Origin of the sequence: Micromonospora sp. NBRC 107095 (genome assembly GCF_030269705.1) — a bacterium.
Lineage (GTDB): Bacteria > Actinomycetota > Actinomycetes > Mycobacteriales > Micromonosporaceae > Micromonospora > Micromonospora parva.
In genome coordinates, this window is record NZ_BSTU01000003.1 from 623,291 (window position 1) to 637,987 (window position 14,697).

15 protein-coding genes are annotated in these 14,697 nt (G+C 71.3%); 4 read left to right on the plus strand and 11 right to left on the minus strand.

Annotation, left to right across the window (positions count from 1 at the left end):
- Window positions 1-236 precede the first annotated feature (236 nt).
- The 4 genes from QSK15_RS19710 to QSK15_RS19725 all read right to left on the minus strand — a co-directional run bounded on the left by QSK15_RS19710 (window position 237) and on the right by QSK15_RS19725 (window position 4,432).
- Window positions 237-521: a GlsB/YeaQ/YmgE family stress response membrane protein gene (locus QSK15_RS19710; protein WP_279519895.1), complete on the minus strand. Its 285-nt coding sequence runs from the start codon at window positions 519-521 to the stop codon at window positions 237-239.
- Between the two features lie 621 nt (window positions 522-1,142).
- Entirely contained in the window at window positions 1,143-1,427 is a 285-nt protein-coding gene (locus QSK15_RS19715) for a GlsB/YeaQ/YmgE family stress response membrane protein (RefSeq protein ID WP_279520387.1), read from the minus strand.
- 474 nt (window positions 1,428-1,901) lie between these two features.
- Complete coding sequence (gene lepA, locus QSK15_RS19720; protein WP_285795595.1) at window positions 1,902-3,779, minus strand: translation elongation factor 4; 1,878 nt, start codon at window positions 3,777-3,779, stop codon at window positions 1,902-1,904.
- 116 nt (window positions 3,780-3,895) lie between these two features.
- Window positions 3,896-4,432, minus strand: a complete 537-nt coding sequence (locus QSK15_RS19725) for a DUF4240 domain-containing protein (RefSeq protein ID WP_285795596.1) — start codon at window positions 4,430-4,432, stop codon at window positions 3,896-3,898.
- A gap of 61 nt (window positions 4,433-4,493) precedes the next feature.
- Here QSK15_RS19725 and QSK15_RS19730 point away from each other — a divergent pair, with 61 nt between their 5' ends.
- Both QSK15_RS19730 and rpsT read left to right on the plus strand, forming a co-directional pair.
- Entirely contained in the window at window positions 4,494-5,480 is a 987-nt protein-coding gene (locus QSK15_RS19730; protein ID WP_285795597.1) for a phosphotransferase family protein, read from the plus strand.
- A 330-nt stretch (window positions 5,481-5,810) separates the two neighbouring features.
- Window positions 5,811-6,077, plus strand: a complete 267-nt coding sequence (gene rpsT, locus QSK15_RS19735) for a 30S ribosomal protein S20 (RefSeq protein WP_030336508.1) — start codon at window positions 5,811-5,813, stop codon at window positions 6,075-6,077.
- Between the two features lie 266 nt (window positions 6,078-6,343).
- On the opposite strand, the gene QSK15_RS19740 is transcribed toward rpsT, so the two are convergent.
- From QSK15_RS19740 to QSK15_RS19755, 4 genes are all read right to left on the minus strand, one after another.
- On the minus strand, window positions 6,344-6,733 hold the full coding sequence (locus QSK15_RS19740) for a hypothetical protein (protein WP_285795598.1): 390 nt from the start codon (window positions 6,731-6,733) through the stop codon (window positions 6,344-6,346).
- Between the two features lie 29 nt (window positions 6,734-6,762).
- Complete coding sequence (gene holA / locus QSK15_RS19745) at window positions 6,763-7,743, minus strand: DNA polymerase III subunit delta (protein ID WP_285795599.1); 981 nt, start codon at window positions 7,741-7,743, stop codon at window positions 6,763-6,765.
- 135 nt (window positions 7,744-7,878) lie between these two features.
- Entirely contained in the window at window positions 7,879-10,284 is a 2,406-nt protein-coding gene (locus tag QSK15_RS19750) for a ComEC/Rec2 family competence protein (protein WP_285795600.1), read from the minus strand.
- On the minus strand, window positions 10,281-11,114 hold the full coding sequence (locus QSK15_RS19755) for a ComEA family DNA-binding protein (protein ID WP_285795601.1): 834 nt from the start codon (window positions 11,112-11,114) through the stop codon (window positions 10,281-10,283). The genes QSK15_RS19750 and QSK15_RS19755 overlap by 4 nt, the downstream gene beginning before the upstream one ends.
- A gap of 1,173 nt (window positions 11,115-12,287) precedes the next feature.
- Between QSK15_RS19755 and QSK15_RS19760 the strand changes: the two genes are divergently transcribed.
- Window positions 12,288-12,551 carry a hypothetical protein gene (locus QSK15_RS19760; RefSeq protein WP_285795602.1) on the plus strand — a complete coding sequence of 88 codons (264 nt, stop codon included), beginning with the start codon at window positions 12,288-12,290 and terminating at the stop codon, window positions 12,549-12,551.
- 63 nt (window positions 12,552-12,614) lie between these two features.
- Here the strand turns inward: QSK15_RS19760 and QSK15_RS19765 are convergent, their stop codons facing one another.
- Together QSK15_RS19765 and QSK15_RS19770 are read right to left on the minus strand one after the other, a co-directional pair.
- The gene (locus tag QSK15_RS19765; protein ID WP_285795603.1) at window positions 12,615-12,989 is read right to left on the minus strand and encodes a VOC family protein; all 375 of its coding nucleotides are present in this window, start codon (window positions 12,987-12,989) and stop codon (window positions 12,615-12,617) included.
- 227 nt (window positions 12,990-13,216) lie between these two features.
- Window positions 13,217-13,420 carry a hypothetical protein gene (locus tag QSK15_RS19770; protein WP_285795604.1) on the minus strand — a complete coding sequence of 68 codons (204 nt, stop codon included), beginning with the start codon at window positions 13,418-13,420 and terminating at the stop codon, window positions 13,217-13,219.
- A gap of 251 nt (window positions 13,421-13,671) precedes the next feature.
- On the opposite strand from QSK15_RS19770, the gene QSK15_RS19775 reads away from it, so the two are divergent.
- On the plus strand, window positions 13,672-13,893 hold the full coding sequence (locus tag QSK15_RS19775; protein ID WP_285795605.1) for a GntR family transcriptional regulator: 222 nt from the start codon (window positions 13,672-13,674) through the stop codon (window positions 13,891-13,893).
- Window positions 13,894-13,922: 29 nt separating this feature from the next.
- Here the strand turns inward: QSK15_RS19775 and QSK15_RS19780 are convergent, their stop codons facing one another.
- On the minus strand, window positions 13,923-14,696 hold the full coding sequence (locus QSK15_RS19780) for an SDR family NAD(P)-dependent oxidoreductase (RefSeq protein ID WP_285795606.1): 774 nt from the start codon (window positions 14,694-14,696) through the stop codon (window positions 13,923-13,925).
- Window position 14,697 lies beyond the last annotated feature (1 nt).

The window sequence follows — 14,697 nt, forward strand, 5'->3', positions numbered from 1 at the left end:
CGTGCCGCCTGAAGCTAACCTTCTCCGCCGCACCCTAGTACGGAGAATTCCTTTACGACAGTGGGTGGCGCTGGCCGAAGCGTGGCGAACGTACCGCAGCGCCCCACCGGCAGGCACTCCGACGTCGGGCCAAAGTTGGGCGCTTCAACACGAAAGAGCGCCCGGCGTGGCCGGGCGCTCTTTCGAGTCGTGCTGTCCCACCGCGTGGTGGGGTGTTACCAGATGATGCCGGGTCGTTATCGGGTGATGCTGCGGCGGCGACCCACGCCGGCCACCAGCGCGACAGCGATCGCGGCCACCACGACCTGCACCAGCAGCTCGCCCCAGTCGACACCGCTGGTCTCGGTCGCGATGCCGATGGCCCGCGCCAGGACGGTGCCCAGCAGCGCCGCACCGATACCGATCAGCAGGTGCAGCCAGATCGGCATGTTCTGCCGGCCCGGAACGACCAGGCGGCCGAGCGCGCCGACGATGAGACCAACAACGATCGCAGTGATGATGCCCCACACGGTGAGCTCCACGGCCACCCTCCTTCAAGAATGTCTGACACACGGTGCGTGTGCTTCCTGTCGTGACCGTTAATTGCCCGACCCACCGAAATTCCAAACCGACTTCACTCACCAAACGATCACGATCCGGCCAACAGGAGCACGTTCCACCGCAGGCCCCCAACCACCCCGCCGACCAGCCCACCGGGCCACGGACCCCAGGGGCCGGGACACCGGGCACCTGGACACCGGGACAACCAGGGCACCGGGACGACCAGGGCACCGGGACAACCAGGGCACCGGGACCACGGACCCCTGGGGCCCCGGGCCATGGGGACCATTCCCGGCCACCGGCCCGGCTCGACCCCAGCCCCGGCTCCAACCCCAGCCCCGGGACCGAGCACCGGCCACGTTCACCAAGAGGTCGCCGATGTCGTCGCATTGGGCGATGTGGTCGTTCGGCGGCCGAAGTTGACCAGAGATCTTGGACAGTTTCCGTTCAGCGCGAACGGAAACTGTCCAAGATCTCCGAAACGGGCTGCGGCGTGGCACGGCGGGGACGCCCACCGGGAGCGGGCGGAACGTCGATGGGCGCCCGACCTGTCGGCCGGGCGCCCATCGACGGTTTCGCTGATAAGGGTTGGTGCCGTGGTGTTACCGGGTCACGCGGCGGCGGCCACCCACACCGGCCACCAGCGCGACAGCGATCGCCGCGATCACGACCTGCACCAGCAGCTCGCCCCAGTCCACACCGCTCGTCTCGGTCGCGATACCGATGGCCCGCGCCAGAACGGTGCCCAGCAGCGCCGCACCGATACCGATCAGCATGTGCAGCCAGATCGGCATGTTCTGCCGGCCCGGGACGACCAGACGGCCGAGCGCGCCGACGATGAGACCAACAACGATCGCAGTGATGATGCCCCACACGGTGAACTCCACGGTCGCCCTCCTTCTAAGAATGTCTGACACACGAGGTGTGTGCTTCCTGTCGTGACGGCTAAATGCCCGGACCCCCGAAAACCCAAACCGACTCACCCCGAAGAAAAGCGTCACCCGTCGATGTTCCAGTGGCGCGTCGATTGGCACGTGAGTGCGTCCACACAGGTAGGAAGCGGTCTCGTCAACCCACCGACAGCACGACAGCGACGGAAAAAATCGCCGCACCGGCGGTCGCACCCGCCCATCACGGCGCCGACGCTCCCAGCACGAAGCACCCCGCACCCCGTATCTCGGGGCGAGCGGAGACGGTGCAGTCGCTAACGTCCGCGGCCTGCGGGGCCACTGCGACCTCCGGGGCGACTGCGACCTCCAGGGCGACCGGCCTGCGAGGCGACCGGCCTCCGGGGCGACCGCGACGCCCTGAAACGCGACGCGCCCGGGTGGGTGGCACCCGGGCGCGTACGGCGTCGTGACCTACTTCTTGCCGGCGGCCTTGCCGTCGCCGGACTCGGAGGAGAGGGCGGCGATGAAGGCCTCCTGCGGCACCTCGACCCGGCCGACCATCTTCATCCGCTTCTTGCCTTCCTTCTGCTTCTCCAGCAGCTTGCGCTTACGGCTGATGTCACCGCCGTAGCACTTGGCGAGCACGTCCTTGCGGATCGCCCGGATGGTCTCCCGGGCGATGACCCGGCTGCCGATGGCCGCCTGGATCGGCACCTCGAACTGCTGGCGCGGGATCAGCGTGCGCAGCTTGGCGGCGATGGTGACCCCGTAGTTGTACGCCTTGTCCTTGTGCACGATGGCGCTGAACGCGTCCACCGGCTCGCCGTGCAGGAGGATGTCCACCTTCACCAGGTCGGACGCCTGCTCGCCGGAGGGCTCGTAGTCCAGCGACGCGTAGCCCTTGGTGCGGCTCTTCAGCTGGTCGAAGAAGTCGTAGATGATCTCCGCGAGAGGCAGCGTGTAGCGCAGCTCCACCCGGTCCGCGGAGAGGTAGTCCATGCCGAGCAGGGTGCCGCGCCGGCCCTGGCACAGCTCCATGACCGCGCCCACGTAGTCGTTCGGCGTCAGCACGGTGGCCCGGACCACCGGCTCGTACACCTCGGCGATCTTACCGGTGGGGTACTCGCTCGGGTTGGTCACGACGATCTCCGCGCCGTCGTCCGTGATCGCCCGGTAGACGACGTTCGGGGCGGTGGAGATCAGGTCGAGGTTGTACTCCCGCTCCAGCCGCTCCCGGATGATCTCCAGGTGGAGCAGGCCGAGGAAGCCGCAGCGGAAGCCGAAGCCGAGCGCGCCAGAGGTCTCCGGCTCGTAGTCCAGCGCGGCGTCGTTGAGCTTGAGCTTGTCCAACGCCTCGCGCAGGTTCGGGTAGTCGGACCCGTCGATCGGGTAGAGGCCGGAGTAGACCATCGGCTTCGGGTCCTTGTAACCGCCCAACGGCTCGGCCGCCGGCCGGCTGTTGATGGTGACAGTGTCACCGACCCGGGACTGCCGGACGTCCTTCACGCCGGTGATCAGGTAGCCGACCTCGCCGACGCCGAGCGCCTCGGCCTTGACCATCTCGGGTGAGATGACGCCGATCTCCAGTAGCTCGTGCACCGCACCGGTGGACATCATCTTGATCCGCTCGCGGGCGCTGATCCGGCCGTCGATGACCCGGACGTAGGTGACGACGCCGCGGTAGACGTCGTACACCGAATCGAAGATCATCGCCCGGGCGGGCGCATCGGCGTCGCCGACCGGTGGGATGAACTGCCGGACGATCTCGTCGAGCAGGTGCGGGACGCCCTCGCCGGTCTTGCCGGAAACCCGGATGCAGTCGGCGGGGTCGCCGCCGATGAGGTGGGCCAGTTCCTCGGCGTACTTCTCCGGCTGCGCGGCCGGCAAGTCGATCTTGTTGAGAACCGGGATGATGCGCAGGTCGTTCTCGAGGGCCAGGTAGAGGTTGGCCAGAGTCTGCGCCTCGATGCCCTGGGCGGCGTCGACCAGCAGCACAGCGCCCTCGCAGGCGGCCAGCGACCGGGACACCTCGTAGGTGAAGTCCACGTGCCCCGGGGTGTCGATCATGTTGAGCACGGCGTGCTCGCCGGCCCGCTCACCCTCGCGGATCGTCCACGGCATGCGGACGGCCTGGCTCTTGATGGTGATGCCGCGCTCGCGCTCGATGTCCATCCGGTCCAGGTACTGCGCGCGCATCTGCCGGGGGTCGACCACGCCGGTGAGCTGCAACATCCGGTCGGCCAGGGTCGACTTCCCGTGGTCGATGTGGGCGATGATGCCGAAGTTCCGGATGCGACCGGGGTCGGTGGCACCAGGGGCGTTCGCGCCGGGATCGAGCTTCGGTGGCACAGCGGTCCGTTCTGGTCGGCTGACGTGAACAGGCCGGCGCGCCGCCGACCCCCTCTATGTTCCCACGCCGCCGGGGTGCCCCCACTGTGCGGGCGATGGATCGGCCCGAGAACCCCTCACTCCATCGGCGGCTCGACGAAGAGCGCGGCCAGCCGGGGCAGCCGCCGGCGCGCCTCGTCCTCGTCGTCGAAGTCCCAGAAGTCGTTGAGGTCGGGCGTGCGCACCGGGTCACGGTTCGCCGGCAGTTCGCTCGCGGTGGCCCTGCGGTACGCGTCCCAGGGCACCGAGAGCATCTGCTCGGCGGAGAACTCCTCGCCGGTGAGCGAGGCCGTCCGCACCTGGGGCAGTTCGGCCAGCGAGTCCGGTTCCGCGACAGCGCGGGCGAAGACGGCACGACCCTGCGTCATCAGCCAGCCCCGGAAGTGTTCGAAGCCGTCGGCCGAGGCGCCACCGTTGATCAGGTACGCCGCGCCCCACAGATCCGCCTTGTGCGAGGCGGCGAGCACCCTCGTCTGGTGCCGTGCGTACCCGATGATGTCCTCCGGGTCGCGCTCGGCGAGCAGCGCGACGGCCCGCGCGGCGACCGGGCCGGGCTCACCACCGCCGCCCGCCCGCGCCTCGTCGATCAGCTGCCAGAAGTCCTCGGTCCTCATGGCTTGGCAGTCTGGCAGTGCCGCCGCGCGTCGTGCACGTACCCCAGGGCAGCATGGTGGGGTGTCCTTTCCCCAGCTGCCGCCGGTGCCGTACCACGCGAGCGCCCAGCGCCCGTCCTGGCCGGCGTTGCCGGCGGCGCTGCGGGCCGCGGTCGCGGACCGGCTCGGCGCGCCGGTGGTCACCGCCCGGGTCGCGGGCGCGGGCTTCACCAGGGGGTTCGCCGCCGTGCTCGACACCGCCGACGGTGCTCGGGCCTTCGTCAAGGCCGCACCCGCCGCCGAGCAACCGCATCTGGTCGACTGGTACGCCCGAGAGGCCGCGATCCTCGACCGGCTGCCGGTGGACCTGCCGGCGCCCCGCCCCCGGTGGACCCTCTCCGCGGCCGGCTGGTTCGTGCTGTGCACCGACGCCGTCGACGGGCACACCCCGAGCCTGCCCTGGGTGCCCGCTGAGCTGGACGCCACCCTCACCGGGTACGCGCAGGTCGCCGCCGCCCTGGCCGACCCGCCGGCCGAGCTGACCGCGCTCGGCCTGCCGCGCCTGGCCGACCTGGCCCGGTCGGACATCCTCTGGTGGGAGGAGATCGCCGCCGGTCGCGAGCCGGCCCCACCACTGCCCGCGCCGCTGCTGGCCCGGCTGCCCGAGCTGGTGGAGTTGGAGTCACTCCTCCCCCGGTACGCCGCCGGGGCGACCGGCCTGATCCACGGCGACCTACGGCTCGACAACGTGTTGATCGGGTCGGACGGCCGAGCCTGGTTCTGCGACTGGACCTGGGTCTGCTCCGGGCCCGCCTGGTTCGACCTGGCCGGTCTGCTGCTCACCGCGTACGCCAGTGGGCTGGACGCGGACCGGCTCTTCGCCGCGCACCCGGCGTGCGCGGGCGCGCCCGCCGACGCGTTGGACGCGACCCTGGCCGCGTTGGCCGGCTACTACCTCACCGGCGCGGCGGCGGCACCGCCCACGGCCTCGCCGCACCGGCGCGCGCACCAGCGGTGGAGCGGCGAGCAGTCGCTCAGCTGGCTGGCCGACCGCCAGGGCTGGCAATGACGGCGGCCTTGCTCGGCGGCCCCGGCGGCCCGGCGGCCCGGCGGCCCGGCGGCCCCGGCGGCCCCGGCGGCCCGGCGGCTCGTGATCGACTCGGGTTCTTTGAAGTCGGGCTGTCAGGCGTGGTCGGATAGCCCGGTTTGCAGGAAGGCGAGTGGATCAAGCGTTGAGCGTCCGGGTGAGCCCCGCGACCCGGGCGGACCGCGTTCGGACCGAGCCGTTTTGGCTCGTCCCGGGCGACCTGGTAACCTGGCTCTTCGCGCAGCGATGACGCATGTTCGTCATCACGCGCAATAAGCTGACCAACCCGAGCTATCAAGACGAGGCTGTCGCGTGGCGAACATCAAGTCCCAGATCAAGCGCAACCGGCAGAACGAAAAGGCCCGGCTGCGCAACAAGTCGGTCAAGTCGTCGCTGAAGACCGCCGTCCGGAAGTTCCACGAGGCTGCCGAGGCCGGTGACGTCGAGAAGGCGACCGCGCTCATGCTGGACGCCTCTCGCAAGCTGGACAAGGCCGTCAGCAAGGGCGTGATCCACTCCAACCAGGCCGCGAACCGCAAGTCCGCGATCGCAAAGCGCGTGGTGGCGCTCTCCGCCTGACGACTTCACCGTCAGACTGATTCGGAAAGCCCCGGGCCCAGGTCCGGGGCTTCCGTGTGTCCAGCGGCCGGCCGGGCGTCTCCGGGCCGGCCAGCGCGGACGGCGCGAAGGTGTCGGCCGAGCTTCTCCGGGCCGGCCGGCGCGGACGGTGCGAAGGTGCCGGTCGGGCAACCCTCCTGCAAGCGCTTCTACGCGTGCCGCCCTCGCGGAGCACCCGGATGATCTCGAAGCCGTGTTCGGTGCGTGACCCCGACCGGGTTCGGCGCTCAGTCTGGCGGGTTGGCCCGCCGGGGCGGTGGCGGCGGGTCGGCGGTGATCACCACCCCGGGAACGCTGTGCGAGATCCACTCCACCCGGGCTCGGCCGACCACCGGTTCCATCTGCCGGCGAAACCGGTCCCGTTCCTGCTCGGGTACGAGCGCGGCGGAGCGGACCACGACCGCGGCCACCATGTCGTTGAGCTTGACCATGACCGCCACCGCGACCGGTAGCACCAGCACCGCCCACCAGCTGACCAACTCGGCGAGGGCGAGCAGGACCGCCAGGGCGATGGCACCCTCGAAGAAGAGGAAGCACAGCACGCCACCGGGGTTGACGAACCGCAGGCCGAGGAGCCGGGCGTAGAGCGGCCGGTACCGCTCCTCGTCAACGGACATGGTGGCCCACACTGGGCGGTTCGCCCCCGTCACCTGGCGCTGCCCTGCCGGGCCGCCGCAACCGAGAAGACCGCACGTTCCAGGGCGTACGCCCGGTCGTCGGAGCCGCCCTTGACGGCCGCGTTGCACTCGGCGGCGACCTGCATGGCCCGGACCAGTCCCTCCGGCGTCCAGCCCCGCCCCTGCCGCTGCGCCCGCTCGATCTTCCAGGCGGGCATGCCGAGGCTGCTGGCGAGCTGGTACGGGCTGCCGCGCCCGGCCGACGCCACCCGGGCGACCGTCCGCACCCCGTCGGCCAGGGCGTCGGCGATGGGCACCGGGTCGACCCCGACGTGCAGGGCCCAGCGCAGTGCCTCGAGCGCGGCCGGCACGTCACCGACCATTGTGGCGTCCGCCACGGTGAAGCCGGTCACCTCGACCCGGCCCCGGTAGTAACGGGACACCGTCTCGGCGCTGATCCGCCCATCGGTGTCGGCAATCAGTTGGGAGCAGGCTGCGGCCAGCTCGCGCAGGTCGTTGCCGACGGCGGCGATGAGCGCCTCAGCGGCGTCGTCGGTGCACTTCCCGCCGGCCCGGCGGATCTCGTCACGAACGAAGGCCACCCGGTCGCGGTGCCCCTTGAGCTTGGCGGCCGGGACCACCGTCGCGCCGGCCGCCCGCAGGCCGTCGGCGAACGCCTTGCCCTTCGCGCCGCCCAGGTGCAGCACCAGCAGTTGGACGTCCGGGTCGGGATTCTTCGCGTACGCCAACAGCGCGGCGACCAGGTCCTTGCGGGCATCCTGGCCGGAGCGCAGGATCAGCAGCCGCCGCCCGCCGAACAGTGAGGGGCTGAGCATCTCGGCGATCTCACCGACGGTGAGCGCACTGGCCTGGTACTCGCGGACGTCCACCTCGGGGTCGACGCCGCGAACCTTCGCGACAGCTTCGGTGACCGCGCGCGTGGCGAGCAGCTCCTCGTCACCGAGGACGAGCAGAATGGAGGCGAGGCTGGCGGGGGTCACGTCGCCCATATTCGCACGGCCTGGGGCGGGATCGTGCCTGCTCATTCGCTGCTTGGTCGGCGCAGCCCGCACACAGTGCAAATCCAGACATCTAACTCGATTCCCTTCTTAGTCCGCAAATCGTTCATTGAATCGGAGTGCGGCTCAGGGCTGCCGGCCCGCGGGCAGACCTCGACGGGCCACCGCCAGACCGTTGCCCGTTCGGACCGCCGCCACATCGCCGTCCATGTCGGTACGCAGCACCCGGACGCCGCCGCTGTTCAGTCGGGCGAGCAGCCCCGGGCTCGGGTGCCCGTAGGTGTTGCCAGTGCCCACCGGCACGAGCGCCACCGCCGGCCGCACCGCGTCGAGGAAGCCCGGGTCCTGGTACGCCGAACCGTGGTGCGCGACCTTCAACACGTCCGCCCTCAACTGGCCGGGCGCCGCCCGGGTCAGCATCGCGTGCTGCTCCTCGGTCTCCGCGTCGCCGGCCAGCAGGATCCGCACCCCGGCCACCGTGGCGCGCAGCACCAGTGAGTTGTTGTTCGGGTCGGATCTGGTCCCCGCCAGCGGGTACGGCGGGCCGAGCACCAGCAGGTCGACCCCGCCCACGGGATGGCGAGCGCCGGCCACGGTGCTCAGCAGCGCGGCCCGCCCGCCGGCGGCCGCCGCCCGGACCAGGTCCCGGCCGCTCTCCGGGTCCGTCGATGACGGCGTCAGCACGGCACCCACCCGCCGCCCCCGGAACACCCCGGCCACCCCGCCCACGTGGTCCACGTGAAAGTGGCTGATCACCAGCAGGGGCACCTCCCGCACGCCGAGCCGACGTAGGCAACCGTCCACCGCACCCGGTTCCGGCCCGGCGTCCACCACCACGGCCCGGCCGCTGTCGACCGGAAGCACCACTGCGTCGCCCTGCCCGACCGCGCAGGCCACCACCACCCAACCGGCGGGCGGCCAGCCGGCGGCTACCAGCCGCACCGGCAGGGCACCCAGCACCGCGGCGACACCGACCACCGCCACCAGCCGACGGACGAGTGGTCGGCGCACCGCAATCAGCAGCGCAACTGTCAGCCCGGTCAGCAGCAGAGCCCCGGGCACACCACCCGGCCACGGCAGGGTGCCGCCCGGCAGCCGAGCCCCCTGCCGGGCGATGAGCACCAACCACCAGGCCGGCCAACTCGCCAGCCAGGCGACGAACCCGGCACCGGCCGGCCAGATCGGCGACACCAGTGCCGCCAGCACGCCCAGTACTGTCGCCGGCGCGATGGCCGGCACCGCCAACAGGTTCGCGGGCACCGCCACCACGCTCACCGTGCCGGAGATCCCGGCGACGACCGGGCCGCAGGCCAGTTGGGCGGCCGCCGGCACGGCCAGCGCCTCGGCCAGCCCCGGTGGTACGCCTCGGCGCCGCAACCCGTCCCGCCAGCGCGGCGCGAGCAGCAGCAGGCCACCGGTGGCCAGCACGGAGAGCGCGAACCCGGGATCCCCGGCCAACTCCGGGTCGACGAGCACCAGCACGGTCACTGCGGCAGCCAACGCGGGCAGCGCCGCCCGAGGACGACCGGCGGCGAGCGCGGCGAGCCCGATCGCCCCCATCGTGGCGGCCCGTACGACGCTCGGTGACGGGCGGACCAGGATGACGAACCCCACCAGCGCCACCCCACAGAGCGCCGCGGCGAGCCACGGACCGGCCCGTGCCCACCGGGCCAGCAGCAACACCGCACCCACCACGATCGCGACGTTGGAGCCGGAGACCGCGTTGAGGTGGGTCATCCCGGTGGCTCGGAAGTCCTCCTCGACGGCGGGTGGCAGCCGGCTGGTGTCGCCCACCACCAGACCGGGCAGCAGCCCACCGGGGTCGTCGGGCAGCGGCGCGCAGGCGCGTTGCAGGCCGGTACGCAGCACCCCGGCGGCACGCTGCGCCCAGGACGGCGCGCCGTGCCGCTCCGGTGGACTGCTGGTGCTCAGCACCGCCGCGGTGAGGTCGCCACCGCGCGGAACGCCGAGCCGGCCGTCGGCGGTGAGGCGCTGCCCGGGCAGCAGGCCCCGCCAGGCCGGGTCGGTCGTCAGCACGAGCAGCCGCACCGACGCGTGGATCCGCCGGCCGTCCGGGCCGGTGAGCCGGACCAGCTGCGTCGGCACCAGCAACATGCCCGGCCGCCCGGCGCTCCGGATCGGGCGTGGATCGTCCCGGACGACCAGGTCGGCGGTGACCGGAGCCCGCTGCTCGGCGAGGGCCCGGATCGGCGGCGCGTCGCGGACGGCGAGCCGGGCGGCGGTGGCCGCACCACCGCAGACCACGCCGAGGCCCACCGCCACCGCCACCCACCCGTAACGCCGCACCACGGCTCGCGGACCGCCGAGGCGGCCGAGCAGGTGCCCAGCACCGACCGCCGTCAGCCCGGCCGCCGCGCCGGCCACCAGCAGCACGGCGCGGCTGCCGAGGTGCAGGCCGGCGAGCGCGGTGAGCCAGGCCGCCACGGCGAGCCCAGCCAGTCGCAGATCCGGCGGCTGGGACGGAACCTGGCCCACCTCCGGTGCGGCAGCGTCGACGGCGGACCCGCTCACACCGTCACCAGATCCTTGAGCTGCTCGTAGCGGGCATCGCCGATCCCGTCGACCTGGCGCAGGTCGCCAACGGACGTGAACCCGCCGTGCTGATCCCGGTGGGCGAGGATCCGTTGGGCGAGCACCGGACCCACCCCGGGCAGTGCGTCGAGCTGCGCCAGGGTCGCGGTGTTGAGATTCAGCGGCCCGGCGGCGGGTGCCGCACCGCCCGCCACCGGCCCGGCCGCGCCGCCCGGCACCGGCGGTGGTGTCACCCCGACCACGATCAGCTCGCCGTCGGTCACCTTCCGGGCGGGGTTGAGCAGCGCCACGTCTACCCCGGGCAGTGCGCCCCCGGCCGCCTGCACCGCGTCGGCGAGACGGGACCCGGCCGGGAGGCGTACCAGACCGGGTTTGCGGACCTTGCCCGCGACCGCCACCACCACCTCGCCGGAGCCGGACGCGCCGGGGCCATCGGACGGTGCGGCCGACGCGGCGTCGTTGAGCAGCGGGGCGACCGGCTCCGACAGTGGCCGGGCCTGCCAGGCCCAACCGGCCGCACCCACCACCACCACCGCGGCCACTACCGCCAACGCCCGCACACCGCGCCGGCCGGGGTCGAATGCCCCCGGGCCGGGCAACCGCGACTCGGGCGGAACCGCGAGGCCGCCCGATGCCGGCTCCACTGCCGGCGCGGCAGGCTGGGAAGCGAGCACGTCCGCGGGCGGCGGGCCGACCAGGGACGACAGGGGTAGGCCCGTGAGCGCCGCCGGCTGGGGCGACGGCGCGACAGCCGCCTCCGTCAGCCGGCGCAGGCGCTGGCGTACCTCTGTCTCCTCGTCGTGCGACACAGCGCGACGCTATGGCGGGGGCCGGGACGGTGGAGGGTGACGACGCCGTCCTGTGGACAACCGACCCCACTGTGGACAACGCCCTGATCATGCCCCGATCTGCTATGCGGGAGCCGAACGTCGGCGCGTGACCTCGGCAAGCCGGTTTGGTCACCAGCATCCGCATCTAGCGGGACTACCTCACCCACAACCGACACCGTCCGTCCTCGATGAACGACGCAGCCCCTTCCCCCAACGGGTGCACCTTGGTCGTACGAAGCGGGCAAGAAGCGACTACAGCGGCGAATCGGGAAGGTGTCCATGTCACGGGGCAAGAGCGGAAACGCTGAACTCTACGCCCGGCAGGATCTCGCCTTCTGGGCGCCGGGTGGTGTAGCGAACCCGGACCGGACGGCATAAATACCCAACACCGTGCCGTGTACCTACAGCAGGCGGTACTCTGCCGAACGGTAGATGTCGTCCACAACGGTGGACGCTCGTCCACTGTTGTGGACGGAGGGAGACCCCCGCCCCTGCTTGTCAGAGGCGATGAGGCGGAGGCCTCCCCGCAAGGTGCGGCCCAGTTGACCAAGGGTCAGCTGGGCGCGCATCCCTTCCCGGCCAACGTCGCCGCGAGCCATAGCGCGTAGCCGATTACCCGCAGCGCGGGCACCACCCACTCGCCGGAACGCTTAGGCTGTTTAGCTTCATCGTGCCGGGCACATGGGACTTGACGTCCCTTCTTGCGCACGGACTTCACCGCCCTTCAGTGACGCCGGAGGCGGATGCCCCTCGGCCGGCCAGAGGGGCACTTGCGCCATCCGAACCACCAACTGACGGTCCGTCTGTGCTGGGAAGTAACCATAAGGCCTCCCCCACCCACGCGTGGCAAGTCCGTTACACAGGGGCGAAGTATTGTTCATGCCCCTCTCGCGACTGACGGACCGCCTGTGCGTCAGAGGGTCTTGACAAGAGGTCCGTCATGGTCGGCTCGGAACTTAGGCGGCCTCTGACCTGAGGGTCCATGTAGGACAACCACCGCAGGCTGATCAACATCACACCTCTGGCCATGGCCTCAGGTAACGACACGTCACACGCCTGGGACTGGCGCTAGAGCACGCGGGAGTCTCGTGAGTGGGACTAAATCAGCGCCCCTACCGCCGTGGCCCGCCTCCGTGGAGAGGATGAGGACTGGTGACCACTCAGGACGCCGCCCGGGCCAGGATCCGCCGCGTGGCCATGCTGGCCGCCGCCCAGGCAGGGAAGTTCCCCGCCCAAATCGCCGGACTGCGGACCCAGATGAAGCGGGACGCCGCCGCCCGACACCGCGCCATGCTGGCCGGCGGCCAGGAGGAGCCGGCCCCGGAGCCGGCGGAGAGCGCCACCACTAACCAGACGTGCCGCCGACCCGGCGAAGGCACGCCGCCGGGCCATGCTCGGACTAAGGAGACTGACTGATGATCAAGGATGAGCGGGCCCGCTACTCCCCGGAGCTGGGCGTCTGGACCGTCGACGGGCCCGCTACAGGTACGGCCGCGTGATGATCTCGATGGCGTGGCCGGCCGGGTCGAAGAAGTAGAAGCCCCGGCCACCGTGCTCGGTGTTGGTCTCCCCCTCCCGCTTCAGCTGCGGGTCGGCCCAGTACGTGATGCCACGCCCCTCGACGAACGCCAGGCACCGCACGAACACCTCGTCGTCGACGAGGAACGCGTGGTGCTGCATCTGGATGTCCACCGGCGGCTCGGCGAACTGGAGCAGCACGCCATCGTCCAACCGCACGTTGGCGAACGGCCCCCACGAGGGGGCCTCCGGCAGGTCGAACAGCTCGCGGTAGAACGCGGCCGAGGCGCTCTTGTCCTTGCTGGCGATGATGGTGTGGTTGAACGTGACTGTCATGCGTACGGTCTTCTTCCCGGTCGATCCCACGACCCGACCGGAGGCCCACGGCGTTCACCCAGCCACCCAGATGACAGAGCCCCGAGGGCGCCGACGCCCCGGATCCCGCACGAGAGACGCGGACGACGCGTCGATCTCGGCGTGGTGGCTGAAGTAGCCAGAACCTCCGGGGGTAGGCCCATCTGGGGCGCGCACGGAGGCTAACACAGCAGCGCGGGCAGGATCATTCACCGCTTCTGGAGCATGACCGAGGCGATTTCCGCCAGGAGCGCCAGCGCCCAGTCGAGTTGTCGGCATTCGCTGCGCCCCCGGCACTCCAGGCACCCGCCCGCCCGCCACGGCTCGTCGAGCGCCCTGGTCCAGTGAGCATCCAATACCCGTTTGGCCATGAACAGCTCGGTCGCCGTGGACACCGGTTCATCGATTGGCATGTTCGGCGCCTCCACGCGATCCGAAGTAGCCCGCCCTGGGGGCCGAAGCCTTGCAATGGAACTCCCTCAGGGCGGGCAGACCGGATACCTCGGGAGTGCTGAAGTCCAGGAGCATCCGGTCACTGTCTCACTGTATCCACTGTCTCAGTGTAGTCAAGTTCTCACTATCTCCACTTTGCTGCGTTGCCGCCTTGTCTCGATCACGCCCGGCCTGGAAACATGATCTCCGCTGAAGTCCGGGAGAGCCGTTCATGCCGACGAGACCACCGCACTACCGCCGCGTGGCGGACGACATCGAGCAGAAGATCCGCTCGGGCGAATACTCGCCTGGCCAGCAACTGCCGTCGGTGTCCGAGATCGGCGAGCTGTACAACGTGGCACGCTCGACTGCCTATCGAGCGGTCAAGGAACTGCACGAGCGGAACCTGATCTACGGTCAGCAGGGCCAGGGCGTCTTCGTCGCCGACGGCTAGGCTCCGACCGGCACGAGGGCTACCAACGGTCAGCGGGCCTCCGGGTCGAGGCCGAGCACGGCCCGTCCCCCGTCCACCGGCAGTGTCACCCCGTTGATGAAGCTCGCCGCGGGCGACAGCAGGTACGCGACCGCCTCGGCCACCTCGTCGGCCCGCCCGATCCGGCCCACCGGGTGCAGCCGGTTCAGCTCGGTGGTGATCCACTCGGCCTGGCCGGGTTCCTGGCTGGCCAGGAATTCGGCGTGCCGCTCGGTGGCGATCGAGCCGAGCGCTACCGCGTTGGCGCGGATGCCGTGCCGCCCGTACTCGACGGCCAGCGCCCGGGTCAGCCCCTCCACGGCGGCCTTCGCCGTCGCGTACGGCAGGGCGCCGGGCACCGGCCGGCGGGCCTGGTGCGACGAGACGTTGACGATCGCGCCGCCGGTGGCGCGGGCCAGGAAGTGGCGGACGGCGACCGCGGCGCCCACCACGGCCGGGCGCAGGTTCACGGTGATCAGGTCCAGTACCGTGTCGGCCGACGCGGAGTGCAGCGCGGCGTCGCGGAACACCGCTGCGTTGTTCACCCAGCCGGTCAGCGGCGCGACCCGGTCCGCCAGCTCGGCGGCGCGCTCGGCCACCTGCTCGTCGGCGGCGTCGCCGAGAACCGCGACGAGCCGATCGGCGGCCGGGTGGCCGGCCAACCAGTCGACAGCGCCGGCGTCGCGTTCCAGGACGACGATGGTGGCACCGGTGGCCACCAACCGTTGCACCACAGCCCGGCCGACACCGCGCCCACCGCCGGTCACGACGTACGACGTGGGCACG